The sequence below is a fragment of the Streptomyces syringium genome, from assembly GCF_017876625.1.
GTDB lineage: Bacteria > Actinomycetota > Actinomycetes > Streptomycetales > Streptomycetaceae > Streptomyces > Streptomyces syringius.
On record NZ_JAGIOH010000001.1, the window covers coordinates 5,979,710 to 5,995,196 of the forward strand.

Annotated in this window: 12 protein-coding genes; 7 read left to right on the forward strand and 5 right to left on the reverse strand. The window is 71.2% G+C overall.

All coding sequences use genetic code 11. The annotated features are described in order from the left end of the window. The first annotated feature begins 236 nt into the window (after positions 1–236). The gene (locus tag JO379_RS26620) at positions 237–4,073 is read left to right on the forward strand and encodes a polymorphic toxin-type HINT domain-containing protein (RefSeq protein ID WP_209517300.1); all 3,837 of its coding nucleotides are present in this window, start codon (positions 237–239) and stop codon (positions 4,071–4,073) included. Next, a complete protein-coding gene (locus tag JO379_RS26625) occupies positions 4,055–4,444 on the forward strand; it encodes a hypothetical protein (RefSeq protein ID WP_130881615.1) in 390 nt (129 codons plus the stop codon). The genes JO379_RS26620 and JO379_RS26625 overlap by 19 nt, the downstream gene beginning before the upstream one ends. 56 nt (positions 4,445–4,500) lie before the next feature. Here JO379_RS26625 and JO379_RS26630 read toward each other — a convergent pair whose 3' ends face one another. Both JO379_RS26630 and JO379_RS26635 read right to left on the reverse strand, forming a co-directional pair. Beyond that, on the reverse strand, positions 4,501–5,154 hold the full coding sequence (locus JO379_RS26630; protein ID WP_209517302.1) for a UdgX family uracil-DNA binding protein: 654 nt from the start codon (positions 5,152–5,154) through the stop codon (positions 4,501–4,503). 196 nt (positions 5,155–5,350) lie between these two features. Further along, positions 5,351–6,031, reverse strand: a complete 681-nt coding sequence (locus tag JO379_RS26635) for a hypothetical protein (protein ID WP_130881614.1) — start codon at positions 6,029–6,031, stop codon at positions 5,351–5,353. A gap of 315 nt (positions 6,032–6,346) precedes the next feature. Between JO379_RS26635 and JO379_RS26640 the strand changes: the two genes are divergently transcribed. Continuing rightward, positions 6,347–6,601, forward strand: coding sequence for a LysR family transcriptional regulator (locus JO379_RS26640; RefSeq protein WP_130881613.1), 255 nt, complete (start codon positions 6,347–6,349; stop codon positions 6,599–6,601). Between the two features lie 63 nt (positions 6,602–6,664). Here JO379_RS26640 and JO379_RS26645 read toward each other — a convergent pair whose 3' ends face one another. From JO379_RS26645 to JO379_RS26655, 3 genes are read right to left on the reverse strand one after another with little or no spacing between them, the layout of a single operon-like run. Beyond that, positions 6,665–7,123, reverse strand: coding sequence for a nuclear transport factor 2 family protein (locus JO379_RS26645; RefSeq protein ID WP_130881612.1), 459 nt, complete (start codon positions 7,121–7,123; stop codon positions 6,665–6,667). 35 nt (positions 7,124–7,158) lie between these two features. Then, a complete protein-coding gene (locus JO379_RS26650) occupies positions 7,159–8,082 on the reverse strand; it encodes an NAD-dependent epimerase/dehydratase family protein (RefSeq protein ID WP_209518885.1) in 924 nt (307 codons plus the stop codon). Between the two features lie 5 nt (positions 8,083–8,087). Continuing rightward, positions 8,088–10,931, reverse strand: a complete 2,844-nt coding sequence (locus tag JO379_RS26655) for a non-ribosomal peptide synthetase (RefSeq protein WP_245381565.1) — start codon at positions 10,929–10,931, stop codon at positions 8,088–8,090. A gap of 887 nt (positions 10,932–11,818) precedes the next feature. On the opposite strand from JO379_RS26655, the gene JO379_RS26660 reads away from it, so the two are divergent. The 4 genes from JO379_RS26660 (at position 11,819) to JO379_RS26675 (ending at position 15,437) form a co-directional block, all read left to right on the forward strand. Then, the gene (locus JO379_RS26660) at positions 11,819–12,571 is read left to right on the forward strand and encodes a helix-turn-helix transcriptional regulator (protein WP_307842146.1); all 753 of its coding nucleotides are present in this window, start codon (positions 11,819–11,821) and stop codon (positions 12,569–12,571) included. A gap of 146 nt (positions 12,572–12,717) precedes the next feature. Beyond that, positions 12,718–13,539: a helix-turn-helix domain-containing protein gene (locus JO379_RS26665; RefSeq protein ID WP_130881610.1), complete on the forward strand. Its 822-nt coding sequence runs from the start codon at positions 12,718–12,720 to the stop codon at positions 13,537–13,539. 197 nt (positions 13,540–13,736) lie between these two features. After that, entirely contained in the window at positions 13,737–14,651 is a 915-nt protein-coding gene (locus tag JO379_RS26670; protein ID WP_307842223.1) for an ACP S-malonyltransferase, read from the forward strand. Between the two features lie 30 nt (positions 14,652–14,681). Next, positions 14,682–15,437 carry a thioesterase II family protein gene (locus JO379_RS26675; RefSeq protein WP_209517308.1) on the forward strand — a complete coding sequence of 252 codons (756 nt, stop codon included), beginning with the start codon at positions 14,682–14,684 and terminating at the stop codon, positions 15,435–15,437. The last annotated feature ends 50 nt before the right edge of the window (positions 15,438–15,487 follow it).

Genomic DNA, 15,487 nt, shown 5'->3' on the forward strand with positions numbered 1-15,487 from the left:
GAGCATGTCATTTCTTGCTCATGGAATTGTTAATTCCGCTATCGGCTGTCCATGAACTACGGCCCGTTCAGGCACACATGACGGGTGATCATGGAGGTTATGCTCACCACGCGCCGATGAGTTTCGGCCATCAACTGACAAGAACGGTCAACGTGGTGAGAAGAAAGCCCTATCGGGCGAGACCCGGGGCAAAGCAGGGGCTCTGCACGCGTGCGGTATGCCTGAGTGTGCTGCCCATGGCGCTCGTGGCGAGCCTGCTCGGAACGAGTACCGCCTTCGCGGCGGACGAGCCGGACCAGCCGACCGACCGCGGTCGCGTCCTGGAATTGTGGAAGTCGGGCGGGCCCGGTGTCACGGCCGCCGCGGAGGCGGCCCTCATGGGCACCGACGAGGACGTGAAGCGGTTCCTCGGCAGCGAGAAGGAAATCGCCGCACTCCACGACGACCGCATTTACACGATGCAGCTCTTCACCGTGGGCGGCCGCGGGGTGCGCGAGGCCGCGAAGAAGGCGCTCGCCGGGTCCCGCGAGGACTTGAGCAACTTCCTGAAGGACGGGTGGCGGGAGCCGCTCGAGCAGGACCAGCGGGTGCGGACCACGCAGATCGGCAGCGCCGGTGGCAGCGGTGTCCAGGACGCGGCGAAGGCCGCGCTCGGCGGCACGAGCGGTGACATCCGCGAGTTCCTCGGTGAGAGCCAGTACACCGCCCGGGAGCAGGACGACCGGGTGCAGCTCATGCAGATCATGAGCGCCTCCGGCCCGGCGACCAAAGAGGCCGCGAAGGTCGCGCTGAACGGCTCCGCCGAGGACATCCGGGAGTTCCTGGACACGGGCCAGCACGTGTCCCGCGCCCGGGACCAGGAGCGGGCCACCGTCGCGCAGTTGGCCGAGCAGGCCACGCAGGCGGGTAGGACGGCCAAGCGGGAGACCGAGGCGGCCAAGGAGGCCTCGGAGCGGGCCGTGGCCGCCTCCAAGCTCGCCAAGGAGGCGGCGCAGAAGGCCGCCGGCGAGACCGAGGCGGCGAAGAAGGACTCCAAGCGCGCGGCGAACGCCGCGGGCCGGGCCGCGGACGCGGCGGCGGGTGCCGCCGAGGCCGCGCAGGAAGCCATCAGCGCCGCCCGGGCGGCGAACAGCTCGGCTCGCATAGCGGCGAGCGCCGCGTCGCAGGCGGCGTCCGCGGCCGCCGGTGCGGCCGAGGCCGCCTCGCGCGCACGCGGCGCGGCATCCGCCGCCGCGACGGACGCCGGCCAGGCCGCCGCCGCGCGCAAGGCGGCGGAGGACGCCCGTAACGCGGCGAAGGGCGCCCGGCTGGCGGCCCAGGCCGCCGTGCAGGCGGGCACCGCCGCGACGGCGGCGGGCGAGGCGGCCTCGGCCGCGGCCAGTGCCGGTGCCAATGCCGAGGCGGCCGCCGGTGCGGCGGCACAGGCCGGTGGCTTCGCCGACGAGGCCGGTGCCCAGTCCGCGCGGGCCAAGTCGGCCGCGGCGTCGGCCCGGCGCCACGCGCGTGAGGCGACCCGCGCGGCCGGTGCCGCCAAGTCGCTGGCCGACGAGGCGGCGTCCGCCGCGTACCAGGCACGGGACGCGGCCAACTCCGCCGCCGACCACGCCGACGCCGCGGCAGCGGCCGCCGACGAGGCCGCCAAGCACGCCGGTGACGCGGTGAAGGCCGCGAAGGAGTCGACGACCCACGCCGAGGCCGCGAAGAAGGCCGCGGACGCGTCCACGGCGGCGGTCGAGAAGGCCGGCAAGGTCCACGAGCTGGCGACGAGGATCGAGGCCGAGAACCTCAAGGCCCGCACCGCGGGCGCCATCGAGCAGGCCAAGGACCTCAAGGCGAGCGACGAAGAGCGCAAGGCCAAGTCCGCCGAGGCGGCCAAGGAGGCCAAGGAGCTCGACGACGAGGCGGCACGCCTCGCCGCCGAAGCGGCCGAGCCGGGCACGGACCTGGGGGACGTCGCCGCCAAGGGCCGCAAGGTGGCGCTCCTGGCGATGAAGGTCCGCGGGCCCTGGAGCCGCGCGGCCGCGGCGACCGCCCTGGGCGGCACGGACGACGTCGTCCGTGACTACGTGCGGACCGACTGGAACGCCGCCGCCCAGCAGGACGAGCGCGCCCGCGTCGAGGTCCTCGCGGAACAGGCCGACTCGGAAGCCGTGCGCAACGCCGCCGAGGAGACCCTCAAGGGCGACGCCGCGAAGATCACGGAGTTTCTGCGGACCGGCCAGCACAAGGCCGCCGCGGACGACTACCGGGTGCGGGTGGTGCAGATCGCCAATGGCACCGACCGGGGCATCCAGGAGGCCGCCAAGGCCGCGCTGAAGGACGGCTCGCCCGACAAGCTCCGCGAGTTCCTCAACACCGGGCAGTTCGCCGCCCGGGAGGCCGACGAGCGGGTCCGCGCCGTCCAGCTGGCCACCACCGGTGGCGCCGAGCTCAAGGCGGCGGCCCAGGTCGCCCTCGCCGGACCGGTCGAGGTGCTGCACGGGTTCATCCGGGCCGGCCAGTACAAGGCCGCCCGCAAGGACCAGCTCACCGCCACCCACGTGGCAGAGGTGAAGCGGATCATCGCCGAGGCCTCCGGTGTGGCGGCGACGGCCCAGGCGAACGCGGCCGAGGCCGCCCGCGTGGCCGCCGTCGCCCGCAAGGCAGCGGAAGAGGCCAAGGGCTACGCCAAGCAGGCCCAGGACTCGGCCAACCAGGCCAAGGGCTACGCGGAAGCGGCCCGTACCTCGGCCAAGCAGGCCGAATCCTCGGCCGCCGACGCGGCCAAGTCCGCCCGGACCGCCCGTGACGCCGCCGCCGCGGCCCGCCGCGACGCCCGTAACGCCGACGACTCGGCGAGCCGCGCCGGGGCCTCGGCCATGTGGGCGCGCTCGTCCGCCGACCAGGCCTACGCCGCGTCGAGCCAGGCACGCGCCTCCGCCGTGGCGGCCGGCAAGGACTCCGCAGCGGCCGGCAAGGCCGCCAAGGAGGCCTTCGCCGTCGCCGTCGCCAAGCAGCGCGCGGAGGACGAGGCCAAGCGACGCGACGAGGAGGCCCGCAAGAAGCGGATCGAGCTCCAGAAGAAGGAACAGGCCCGCCGCGAGGCCGAGGAGAAGAAGAAGGCCGGCCGCTGGGGCTGGCTGCGCGAGGGCGGGCACTTCCTGCTCGACGTCGCCGGAGCCGTGCCCGGCCTGGGCACGGTGACCAACGGCATCAACTGCGCCTGGTACGCGGCCGAGGGCGACTACGTCAACGCCGGCATGTCCTGCCTCGCGGCCATCCCCATCGCCGGATCCGCGGCGTCCGCGGCCAAGCTCGCCAAGTACGGCGAGAAGGGCCTCAGCTTCATCAGGGGCGGCCAGAAGGCCTGCAAGGTGCCCAACAGCTTCACCCCGGACACCCCGGTGGTGATGGCGGGCGGCACCACCAAGCCGATCAAGAACGTCGTCATCGGTGACAAGGTGCTGGCCACCGACCCCGACACGGGCCGGACCGTGGCGAAGCCGGTGTACAACACCATCGTCGGCACGGGACAGAAGCAGCTGGTCGAGCTCACCGTCGACACCGACGGTGACAAGGGCAACGCCACCGGCACCCTCACGGCGACCAAGGGCCACCCCTTCTGGGCCCAGGACAAGCGCCGCTGGGTCGACGCCGGTGACCTCCAGCCGGGTGCGCTGCTGCGCACACCGGCCGGCACGTCGGTGAAGGTCACGGCGACCCGGGCCTGGACCGCCGAGCAGAAGGTCTTCAACCTCTCCGTCAGCGACCTCCACACCTACTACGCGGTGGCCGGCAACGCCCCGGTCCTCGTGCACAACTGCAACGTCCCGCTGACGAACATCCACCCGCCGGAGTCCCTCTCCCCGGCATCGCTGAAGTTCTGGGGCGAGCAGTCCACGGACGACATCGTCCACTCCCTGCGGCCGGGAGCCCACGAGGCCCTGCGCGTGACCCCGGAAGGCGCTGTGCACAACGGCAACACCCGGCTGACCGTCCTGAAGGAGCGCGGCTACGATGTCGACTCGCTTCCCCGCGAACGGTACGAGAAGACGGGGATGACGGACGAGGAGATGTGGGCGATGGAGCAGTGAACGTACGGGCGGAAGTCCACTCGATCCTGGCGTCCGGAGCCCGGGAGACCTTCCTGCTGGCCCTCGGCCATCGGCTCGGCACCTCGGCCCGCCTGGTCTTCGTCGAGGACGGCGAGGAGGGCGGAGACCGTCTTCGGGCCGCCCGCGCCTGCAACGAGATGATGATCGTCGTCTGGTCGCAGCTCTGGGCCACCCGGGAGCCGGAGACTGCGTCGGGCTACCCGGACGCGGAGTTCCTCCCGGTCCTGCTGGAGAAGGCGGACGCCGGCGACGCGCGTCCGTATCTGCGGGACGCCCTCGAAAGCACCCTCTTCCACCTCCGCGCCTCGGCCGCCCCGGCCCGGCCGGACGAGGAAGACCCCGAGGCATAGCCGCGGGTGTGCCGAAGCCCCACCGGGATCACCCGGTGGGGCTTTCGCGTGCGGTCTCAGCGCAGGAGCCGGGCGGCCACCTTCAGATCCGACACCAGGCCCGCGTACGCGTCCTTCCGGGCCTGGTCGCCCGCACGCAGCACGGCCGAGGGGTGGATGGTCGCCACGAGCGTCCCCTCGTCCCCGTTCCCGTCCGGGGAAGGCAGCGTCAAGGGCACGCCGCGCTGTTGGCTGACGCGGAACGAGGAACCGAGCAGCGACTTCCCCGCCGTGGCACCGAGCGCGACGACCACCTCGGGGGAGACCAGGTGCAGTTCGGAGGTCAGCCAGGGCTTGCACGCGCTGATCTCCCGCAGGTTCGGGGCCTTGTGGATACGGCGCTTTCCCCCCGCCGGCCGCTCGAACTTGAAGTGCTTGACCGCGTTGGTCACATACGTCTGCGCCGGGTCGATGCCCGCCTCGGCGATGGCCCGGGTCAGCACACCTCCCGCGGGCCCGACGAAGGGCTCTCCCTGCCGGTCCTCCTGGTCGCCGGGCTGTTCGCCCACGAGCATCAGCCGCGCCGTCGTGGTGCCGGAGCCGAAGACCGTCTGCGTGGCCTCCCGGAACAGCGGGCAGCCCGCGCAGCCCGCCGCGGCCTCCCGCAGCGCGGCGAGATCCGCGGCCTCGGGCACGAAGGGCCCGGCGTCGTAGTCATCGGGGTCCGGCATCAGGTCATCGAGGCCCTTCTCGCACAGGCGCGAGGCGGTCACCCCGCGGCGGGCGGCGCACCGCACCACAGTGTGAGGAGTGACCGGTCACCGACCGGGGAAACGCCGCGCGCCCCGAATCCCCCGTACGGACGCACACGCCCCGCTCCCGCACACGGTCTCTGTGCGGGAGCGGGGCGTTCGCGGGTGCTGGTGGTCAGGAGCAGCTGCGCACCCAGTTCCAGCCGATGAAGCTGTGCTTGAGCTGCACGTCGAAGGTGCAGGCGGACGTGCCGTCCGCGCGCAGCTCGACCGACGTGTCGTGGGAGTTGGCGTACCAGGTGCCCGTCACGTCGAAGATGCCCTTGTAGGTGAAGTCGGCGTGCGCCTTCGTGGTGGAGGTCGCGCAGTCCTTCAGGCAGTCCTCGCTCTGGCCGGGGGTCTTCAGCGACCAGCCGGCGTCCCACGGCTCCCGGTTCCAGCCGTGCGTGACCGTCGTCTTCGCGTCCGTGATGCGGCCGCCCGCGGTGTTCCACTCCGAGGTGGTGTACAGACCGGTCATCCGGATCTTGCAGCAGTCGAACATCTCGGAGGCGGACTTCACCTGGTGGGGCTGTCCGTCCGCGGCGGCCGGGCTCTGCTGCCGGGCGGCCGGGGCCGGGGTGTACTGGACCTTGCCGAGCTGCGGCTTGCAGTCGGGGCCGATGGTCACCACCTGGCTGACCGTCTGGCCGGCCGGCGGGGCCGGCAGCTCGCCGGAGAGCTGAAGGCTTCCGCAGTCCTTCGAGGTGTCCCGGGCCGGTGTGTCGGCCGCGGCGGCGGAGGTGGCGGTGAGCGGCATCAGACCGGCCGCGAGCGCGGCGGCGACGGTGGTGAGGACGGACAGCTTCTTGCGCATGTTGCATACCCTTCGTGAATTCCCGGTGGAGCGTAACCAGGGGAGAGCGGGGTGAGTTGTGGATCTTCGATGGTTGGCAGGAAGGTGACACCCCGGGCTTCGGTGCCGGTACTGCCGTCGGCTCGTCCGGGGGCGGGTCCGGCCTCGCACGGCGAGTGCCGGGCCCCGGCCGGGTGCCGTGCAGCTTCCTGCACCGCCCATTGCCCCGCGCTCCCGCCGTCCGTTGGTATGGGCTGCAGATCTCGACAGTCCGGCTCACGGGAACCGGAATTCAGCGCGGCCGGTCGCGGCCCACTGGAGAAGTAGGGGGCAAACATGCTCGAGCGGGAGCTCCGCGCTTTCATCTCCACCGCGGAGATCGGGCGGATGGACAGGGCGGCGAAGATGCTGGGGTACTCCCAGCCCGCCGTCAGCTATCAGATCAGGTGCCTGGAGCAGACACTGGGCGCCAAGCTGTTCGTCCGGGGCTCGGCCGGAGCCCGGCTGACGCCCGAGGGCCGCATGATCCTGCCGTCGGCGCGGGCCGTGCTCACGCTCATCGACAGCATGAAGGACGTGTGCGAGGTCTGAGGAACGAATGCCGTATCCCCCGAAGAGGGCCGCAGCCGATGACATCGGCTGCGGCCCTCTTCGTCAGGCGGCGACGGATCCCACCAGGGCGTCCGCAGGCTCGTCCGCCATGGGGCCCTCGGCCCGGATCAGCCGGTGGAACAGGACGGTGTCGAAGACGTCCTCCATGCGGACGGCCCGGCCGTCGCGCATGGTCCAGGAGTGGATGAAGTCGAGCGTCTCGGTGTGACCGGTGACGGAGGTGACCTGCCGGACGCCGAACACCACCACCCGGTCGCCGGACTCGATGAACTCCTGGGGCTCCAGTCTCATGCCGCCCAGCACCAGGGGCACCCGCGCCAGGAACTGTTTGACTCCGGCGTGGCCCGACTTGGTGCCGCCCAGGCCGAACTCGGCCATCCCCAGCGGATGCACCCACTCGATCCCGGGGTCCAGGACCTCCAGCAGTCCCCCCAGGTCGCGCGCCCGGAAGGCACGGTAGGCGGCGTGGATCGCTTCGAGGTTCTCGGTGTGACGAGGCATGTCAGGGTCCTTCCTCAGCGGTGGTGCGACGGTGGTCAGCGTTTGATGTGATCGGGGTACAGCGCTTCGAGGGTGCGGTGGATACCGTCCCGCCAGGTCACCTCGCACGGCCCGGTCAGGGCGCGGCGCAGGGTGGGGTCGAACCGGTAGGTCTCCCGCGTGACATCACTCGGCACGAGACGCGCCGGCACTCCGGTGAGCTCCTCGATGTGACGCACGCAGTCGGTGATCCCGACGGACTCGTCGCCGCCCCAGTTGACCAGGGTGGAGGGCACCGAGGCCGCGTCCCACAGCCGTGGGACCTGGGCGACCAGGTCGTCGGTGTACAGCAACGAGCACCAGTTCTGGCCCGAGCGGGGCACCGCGATCGGCTCGCCGGCCAGCATCCGCTGGAAGTACAGCATCGGCACCCCGCCGTACCCGCCGGGGCCGTACGCGATGTTGAGCCGGGCGATGGTGGTGGGCAGCCCGAGCACCCGGGCGAAGGCCCGTACCGCGCCCTCGGTCGCGATCTTGCCGACCGGGTACGCGGGCAGCCAGTCGGCCACCCCGTCGACCGGGTCGGACTCGGTGTACGCGTGGTCCAGGGTCTGCCGGGCGTAGAGGGCGCCCGTGGAGACGTAGAGGAACGCCTCCGCGGTGCGGCAGTGCGTCATCAGCCGGCCGGCCGCGACCGCGTTGACCTCGACGGCCGCGTTGAAGTCACCGTCCTCGCCGCGGCGCACGGCGGAATGGATGACGTGCGTGAAGTCCTCGGGCAGGCCCTTCAGCGCGTACTCACTGGTGTCGTCCATGTCCCAGCGCCAGGTGGTGATGCCCCGCTCGCGCAGCTCCCGCTCCACGCCCGGGGTGCCGAACCGGCCGAGGCACCACACGTCGTTCCCGGCGGCGAGTGCCTCAGCGACCGGCCGGGCGACCTGCCCGGTGCCCCCGGTGACCAGGATCTTCTTGCCCGTCATGCCCGTCATGCCGTTCCCCCTTCGCCGTCGCCCAGGGCACGGTCGAGCTCGCGGCGCAGGATCGCCTGGAACGCGGCCACGTGCCGTGGGCCCATCAGTGTGTAGTGCTCGCCGGGTACGTCGAGGTAGCGGGCCGTCCCGGTGGTGTGTTCGTCCCAGCGGCGGAGTTCGTGGCGCAGCCAGTCCTCCTTGGTGCCGCGCAGCGGGACCGCGTAGAAGACCGACATCGAGCGGACCGCGCCGCTGGGCTGATAGGTGCGGCCGAGGTCGGTGAGGCCGTCGGCCAGCTCGGCCCAGGCGTTGAACTTCCGCAGGTCCAGGTCCAGTTCGGTCAGGCGGCGCTTCGGTGCCAGGTCGATGATGCGGGCGAGCTGCTCCTCGCGGGTCAGGCCCCGGAGCAGGCCCGGCAGCTCCAGTGACTGCTTCTTGTCGATCAGAGCGAGGAAGAACGCGAGGTTGGCCGCGGTCTCGACGAAGTCGAGCTCCTCCATGCGGTACTTGATGTGCGGCGGCAGATTGAAGCTGCCGACGAAGTCCACGCGCTCGCCCTCGGACTCCAGGACCTTGGCGATCTCGAAGGCCACCGCCCCGCCGTAGGAGTACCCGGCGACGGCGTACGGACCGTGCGGCTGTCTGCTCCTGATGGCCGCCACATAGGTGTCGACCATCTCCGTGAAGGAGGCGAACGGCTTCTCGTGCTCGTTGAAGCCGCGGGCGCGCAGGGCGTAGAACGGCCGGTCGTCCACGAAGTACTTCGCGAGGTTGACGAAGACCAGCACCTCGCCGACCCCGGGGTGCACACAGAACAGCGGTGTCTTGTCGCCGCTGGTCTGCAGGGGCACGATCGGGTCGTACGCCTGCCCGTCCGCCTCGCCGCGCCGCGCGAGCCGGGCGGCCAGCGCGCGGACCGTGGGGGCCGTGAGCAGGGTGACGACCTCCAGGTCCGTCACCCCGAGCCGCCGGGCGACCTGGTGGCGCAGTCGCAGGATGTCCAGGGACGTCCCGCCGAGGTCGAAGAAGCTCGCCGTGACACTGACGCGCGACGGCTCGGTGTCGAACATCTCGGCGTAGATCTCCGTCAGGATCCGCTCGGTCTCCCCCTCGGGCGCCGTGTAGCCGCCGAGGCGGCGCAGGGTGAGCTCGGCGACGCGCTCGACGGCCGCGTCGTACCGTCCGTCCTCCAGCCGGCGGCGCATCACCGCGCGCTGCGTCTTGCCCAGGCTGGTCTTCGGGAAGGCGGCCTTGGGCAGCGGGAGGACCAGGGCGGGGCGGAATCCCCAGTGCATCACCACGGTGGAGCGCACGGCGGTCAGCACGCGGTACAGCGCGGCCTCGTCGTCGGCGGGCGTCTCGCTGTGGAAGGCGATCACCAGCTGCTCGGTGTCGCTGCCGGCCGGGCGGATCGGGAACGCGGTGACGTAGGACCGCGCGACCCCGTCGAGCTGCTCCAGCACGGTCTCGATCTCGTGGCTGAAGTAGTTGACGCCGTTGACGATGACGCAGTCCTTGCTCCGCCCGACGAGACTGAGCCGCCCCTCGTCGATCCGGCCGAGGTCACCGCTGCGGAACCAGCCGTCGGAGGTGAAGGCGTCGGCGGTGGCCCGGACGTCGTTGTAGTAACCGGGGGTGATCATGGGGCCGGACAGCTGGAGTTCACCGATCTCGCCCTCGGGCAGGGCGCGGTCCCGCTCGTCCGCGACCCTCATGCGCAGGCCCTCGACGGGGGTGCCCAGATTGGCGAACTCCCGGTCCCGGTCGGCCGCGGGGAAATGACGGGAGTAGACGCTGCCCGCGCAGGTCTCGGTCATCCCGAAGGCGGGCCACAGCGTGTCGGGCGCGAGGCCGAGGGGCGCGAAGCGGGCGAGGAACGCCTCGCCGGTCGCGCGGGGGACGGCCTCGCCGCCGCTGATGACGTGCCGCAGCCGCGACAGGTTAAGCGGCTCCTCGGTGATGCGGTCGGCGGCCGCGTTCAGCATCCCCAGAAGGAAGTTGGGGGTGAACGTCATGGTGACGCCGTGGTGGGAGGCGAGCCGCAGGAACTCGGCGGGTTCGCCGATGACGACCCCGGGTTCGACGTGCAGCTGCCGGCTCCCGGCGTACAGCGGCAGCAGATGGCACTCCAGCAGCGCCGCCACATGGTCGAAGGAGACCCAGTTCAGTGTGGTGTCCGTGGCAGTGAGCCGGTGGTAGCCGTTCTTGCCGGCCATGGACGCCAGCAGATTGGCGTGCGTGAGCCGCACCGCCTTGGAGTTGCCGGTGGAGCCGGAGGTCAGCATCAGCACCGCGGTGTCCTGCGGCTCCGCCTCGTGGAAGCGTTCGGCGGGCTGCTCCCCGTAGAGGGAGCCGAGGGTGGTGACGGTGATGTCCGCGGCCTGCGGGAGCTCGGCGTGTGCCGACTCGCCGGCAATCAGTAAGGGCTTGCCCAGGAGGGCGTCGACATGGGCCAGTTGGGCCGCCCAGCGCTCGGGGTCCCCGGCGGGCGGGGTCATGGGGCAGGGCACGAAACCGCCGAGCACACAGGCCCAGAAGGCGGTGAGGAACTCCTGCGGCCGGTCCAGCAGCAGGACCACGTTCTGCCGCGGGCGCACTCCCCGGGCGCGCAGCGCGGTGAGGACGCGACGGGCCTCGTCCAGCAGTTCCGGGTAGGTCTGGAAGTGCGAGGGGGCGCCGGCGCCGCCCCGGCAGTGGCGCAGACCGGAGTCGGGATGCTCGCGGGCGGCTCGCAGGAGGAGGCCCGCTATGGACCGGGTGTCCGTGGAAGTGCCGGTGCCGGATGTGCGGCATTCGGCCGCGAGATATGCGGGTACGGCGGTTTCGGGCATGGCGTTTTCGGGCGCGAGGATGGCCATGGTGTTATTCCAATTGCCTTTGCTGTGGGTTCACGTGGATGTAGTGCGCAAGATGGGCGTTACGGGGCCGGTTGCCGGAAGATGCGGGCCGGCCGGATGGGCCTCAGATCAGGCGCGCCATCGACTGTGAAAGGCAATTCCATGCCACGCGTCGGGTATGCCGATATACGGACACACTCATCCCCCCGGAGTGAATGTTGTCGAGTTCGGATCGAATAGGCTTCGAGCCGAGTGGAAGCTATCACGCGTTTTCGCTGCCGGTGCACGTTGCTTGAAAGCCGAATTATGTACGCGCTCGCCGATGGTTTAACGGTGATGCGGTCGCTGCGGCGCTGGTTTCGATGTTGCGTGTGATGCCCATGTGCAGCTTGTGGTCACACGGTGACCGTAGTTCGGTGACGGGGTGACACGCGGGGCAATGGCCAGTAGAGGACAGGGTGGCTACGGAACGTGAGCGAGCCGTGATTTAGGGTGCGGAAACCGGAAAGATTTAATTCCGGTTGCGCCGAGAGGGGTGCAGCTTGCTGACAGTGGGCCGCCCCGGGCCGGGCCGGCCGCGGGAATGAGAATGGATCTCGGTCGTCCGCTCGCGGTCGCGTGCCGGATTCCGTCACATTGACCGGCCGGGGGGTGCGAACTATCGTCTCGGTGATCAACTGCGTTCCTTGCGTGTTCGGGCAGGTCCGATGACAATGAGGGACGCGCGCCGACCAGCCGGTTTGTTGTGCCTGTGGTGGGGTCACCGGATCCGTAATTGGTCGGCCCGGGTGGCTGTGTCGGCCGACAGGGTTCGGTAATCGGGGGTACGGGAAATGGCTGGTACGCCGGTCGGTCCTACGGGGGCTGACGGAGCAGATCGGGCGAACCAGGGGGATCACGCCACGCGCGTGGAGCAGGCCCTGCTGGAAGCCGACGCTTTGATCGAATCCACACTTTCCTTGCACCAGGAGCGGTTCGAGGCCCCGGTGCTGCTCTCGCGCCTGGACGGCAATCTCGTCGCGGACGCCGTGGACCAGTTCCTCGACGGCGTACGGCACTCGGTGAGCGTCACCGTGACCGGAGCCGGAGCGTTCGTGGCGGCGGTCACGCACGCACTCGCGGAGCGCGCCCCGGAGGCTGCCGCCCGCAGTGGCTCCGGATCCGCCCCGCGGGTCGCGGTGCGGATGCTCTGGGCGGCGAACGCCGTGCCCGAACTGCTCGCCCTGGCCGACCAAGTGCGCGACGTACCCATGGAAATCAGGGTGGCCGAGGGGGAGATGCGCGAGCTGCTCGTCGTCGACGGAGCCGTGGCGCTGGTGCACTCGAAGGCCGCGAGCCCCGACGGGCACGCCGCCGTCGTGAAGGACCCCGCCGCGGTTCGAGCACTTGAACTCCTTTTCGCGGGTGCCTGGTCCGGGGCCCGCCCGCTCTCCGTGCATCTCGGGCTGGGCACCCGGCTGCGCACCGACATGGCGCGCAGGATCCTCGAGAAGCTCCGCGCCGGCTACACCGACGAGGAGGCGGCGGGCGAGGTGGGCGTATCGCTGCGCACCTACCGCCGCCACGTCGCGGAGATCATGCGTGAACTCGACGCGACCTCGCGCTTCCAGGCGGGTGTACGCGCGGTGGAACTGGGGCTGCTGCCGGACAGGACCGTCTAGGCGAGGAACGGCGCACTGAACCGAGCGGGCACACTCGGACCACAGGCCGATCAACTACGGGGGAGAGGCGGACACATGCCACTGAACAGAAGCCGGCACGGCGGGAGACGCGGCGACCGAAGACGTCCGGCGAGCGGGGCGTGCCGATGAGCGCGCACGGAGCCCCCGAAGGCGACCTCGAGCAGGCGCTCCGCGAGATCCGGGCGTTGATCGAGACGGCCGTCAGCCAGCACCGCAGCCAGCTGACCGGCAGCCGGCTGATCGACACGGTCGACGGCGGATACGGCGAGATCCTCGACACCGCGCAGGAGCTGATCAATGGCGCCGTGGAGAGCGTGGACATCATCCACGGCCGCAGCGTCGGACACGAGGGCCATCCACGGGAAGCCGAACGCGACCTGCTCTCCGACGCCCCCGACGCCGTCCGGGTGCGACTGCTCAGCTCGCCCGCCCTGCTGGACGAGTACTTTGTGCGCGAACAGGCCGGACGCCACCGCCCGGTGTCGATCCGGGTGGCCGGACTTCCCCCGATCCAGGCGCTGATCGTCGACGGCTCCCGCGGCCTGGTGGTCGCAGAGTCCGCGCTCGGCCGCCGGGCCTCCGTCGTCCAGGCGCCGGAGATCCTCCACGCCCTGCTCACCCTGGTCGAGGGCGTCTGGCGGGGAGCGGTGCCCGTGAACGACCGCATCTTCTTCGGCGACCAGTCACGGGCCGACCTCGCCCGGCAGATCCTCGGCGCGCTGCGCGCCGGCGTGACCGACGAGGTGGCCGCCAGGGAGCTGACCGTCTCGGTCCGCACCTACCGGCGCTACGTCGCCGAGATCATGACGCTGCTGGGCGCCCGCTCCCGCTTCCAGGCAGGCGTACGCGCGGCCGAGCTGAGGCTGCTGCCACCGTCCTGGACGACCGGCCCCTCGGGTTCCGGGCCGGGACGGACGGCACCGGACCGGTCCATGGCAGCTTCCTGAACGGGCCGTTGCCCAAGGCACCGCGCGCACAGTTCCATGGGATGCGAGGAAGGCATTTCACCCCACAGGGAATGCCTCTTGTCCGACGGCCCTACCCCTTCGTGAGCCGTCGTCGCATGGGCCCGGAGCCGCGAATGCGGCTTCCGGGCTCCATGCCGTCCCATGACCTCTGTTCCTAAGGTGATTCGATGAATCCGATGCCGATCGCCCTGGTATTTCCCGGACAGGGAACTCAGCGCCAAGGGATGGGTGAACCCTGGCGGGAGACCGCCTCCTGGTGCGTCACCGCCGAGGTATCCGAGGCAACCGGCGAGGACATATCCGAAATCCTTCTGCGCGCCTCCGACGAGGACCTGCGCAGAACCGATCTCGCCCAACTCGCCGTCTTCACCGTCTCCGTGATGGCTCACGCCGAGGCGGTGCGCCGCGGTGCGATCGACGGCACCGTGGTCGCCTGCGCGGGGCACAGCCTCGGCGAGTACACCGCACTGACCGCGGCCGGTGTGCTGACCGTCCGTGAGGCCGCGGCGCTGGTCGCCGCCCGCGGCCGCGCCATGCGGGAGGCGGCACGGCAGCGCGAGGGCACCATGGGGGTCCTCGTCGCCGCGCCGCTGCCCGACGTGCGGCAACTCGTGGAGGAACTGCGCGAGTCGGGGGCCGAGGTGTGGGTGGCCAACATCAACGCCCCCGGTCAGACCGTGGTCTCCGGCACCGTCGAAGGCGTCGAGCGGGCCGCCGGGGCGGCGCCCTCCATCGGAGCCAAGATGATCCGTCTGCGGGTGGGCGGCGCCTTCCACAGCCCGCTCATGGAGCCCGCCGCGGACGTCCTGTCCAGGGCCCTGAAGAACACCCTCTTCGCGCCTTCCCGCCTGCCGGTGGTCGCGAATGTGGACGCCGAGCCCTACGCCGGCATCTGCGACTGGCCGGCGCTCGGCGCCCGGCAGCTGACCGCCCCCGTGCTGTGGGAGGAAAGCGTGCGTACCCTCGTCGACCGGCTGGGCTGCCGCCGGCTGATCGAGCTGGGCCCGGGCAAGACCCTGGCCGGGCTGGTCCGCCGGATCTCCCCGGACACCCCGGTGCTGTCCGTGAACAGCCCCGACGTGCTGGGCTGACGCCCACCCGAGAGAGGAGACCGAAGCACCATGGCAGTAGACATCCGAAGCACCTGGCTGCGCCGGTTCACCACCCCGGCCCCACCCCGGCTGCGCCTGCTCTGCCTCCCGCACGCCGGGGGCTCAGCGAGCTTCTTCCACCCCTGGGGGCGCGCCTTCGAGGACGACGTGGAGGTGATGGTCGCCCGCTATCCCGGGCGCCAGGAGCGGATCGCCGATCCGTTCGTCACCACCATGGAGGGGATGGCCGACGCGCTCGTCGAGGAGCTCGGGCCGTACACGGACACGCCGTTGGCCCTCTTCGGCCACAGCATGGGCGCCTCCATCGGCTACGAGCTGACCCTGCGGCTGCGGGAGCGGTACGGCGTGGCACCCGCCGCGTTGCTGGTGTCCGGCCGTAAGCCGCCGCACCTGCTCACGCCCCGCACGACCGATCTCGACGACGACGACAGCATCGTCGCCGAGGTCGGCCGGCTCGGTGGTGCCGATGCCGCCCTGCTGGCGGACCCCGACCTGCGTGAGCTCGTACTCCCCGCCATCCGGACGGACTTCCGCATCGTCGCCGACTACCCGGCCCGCCCCGGGGTCCCGCTGCCGTGCCCCGTCGTCGCGTACGTCGGAGACAGCGATCCCGATGTGGACCCCGTGTCCGTCTCCGGCTGGTCCGACCTCGCCCCGGGGGGATTCGACATGGTGGTCCTGCCCGGCGACCACTTCTATCTGATCGACCGGCGGACGGAACTCATCGCCGACATCCGCGCGCGACTGGAGGCGCTCCGTCCCTGACCGCACGAACCCACGACCGCACGAGCCCCGACGGCGTCCGAAGCCGTCGG

Excerpts from the sequence above, each read along its gene's own strand:
- JO379_RS26630 (WP_209517302.1), bottom strand. The coding sequence starts at position 5,154 with ATGCCGGACCCCGATGACTACGACGCCGGGCCCTTCGTGCCCGAGGCC.
- JO379_RS26650 (WP_209518885.1), bottom strand. The coding sequence starts at position 8,082 with ATGACGGGCAAGAAGATCCTGGTCACCGGGGGCACCGGGCAGGTCGCC.
- JO379_RS26645 (WP_130881612.1), bottom strand. The coding sequence starts at position 7,123 with ATGCCTCGTCACACCGAGAACCTCGAAGCGATCCACGCCGCCTACCGT.
- JO379_RS26670 (WP_307842223.1), top strand. The coding sequence starts at position 13,737 with ATGCCGATCGCCCTGGTATTTCCCGGACAGGGAACTCAGCGCCAAGGG.
- JO379_RS26655 (WP_245381565.1), bottom strand. The coding sequence starts at position 10,931 with ATGGCCATCCTCGCGCCCGAAAACGCCATGCCCGAAACCGCCGTACCC.
- JO379_RS26665 (WP_130881610.1), top strand. The coding sequence starts at position 12,718 with ATGAGCGCGCACGGAGCCCCCGAAGGCGACCTCGAGCAGGCGCTCCGC.
- JO379_RS26635 (WP_130881614.1), bottom strand. The coding sequence starts at position 6,031 with ATGCGCAAGAAGCTGTCCGTCCTCACCACCGTCGCCGCCGCGCTCGCG.
- JO379_RS26640 (WP_130881613.1), top strand. The coding sequence starts at position 6,347 with ATGCTCGAGCGGGAGCTCCGCGCTTTCATCTCCACCGCGGAGATCGGG.
- JO379_RS26675 (WP_209517308.1), top strand. The coding sequence starts at position 14,682 with ATGGCAGTAGACATCCGAAGCACCTGGCTGCGCCGGTTCACCACCCCG.
- JO379_RS26620 (WP_209517300.1), top strand. The coding sequence starts at position 237 with ATGGCGCTCGTGGCGAGCCTGCTCGGAACGAGTACCGCCTTCGCGGCG.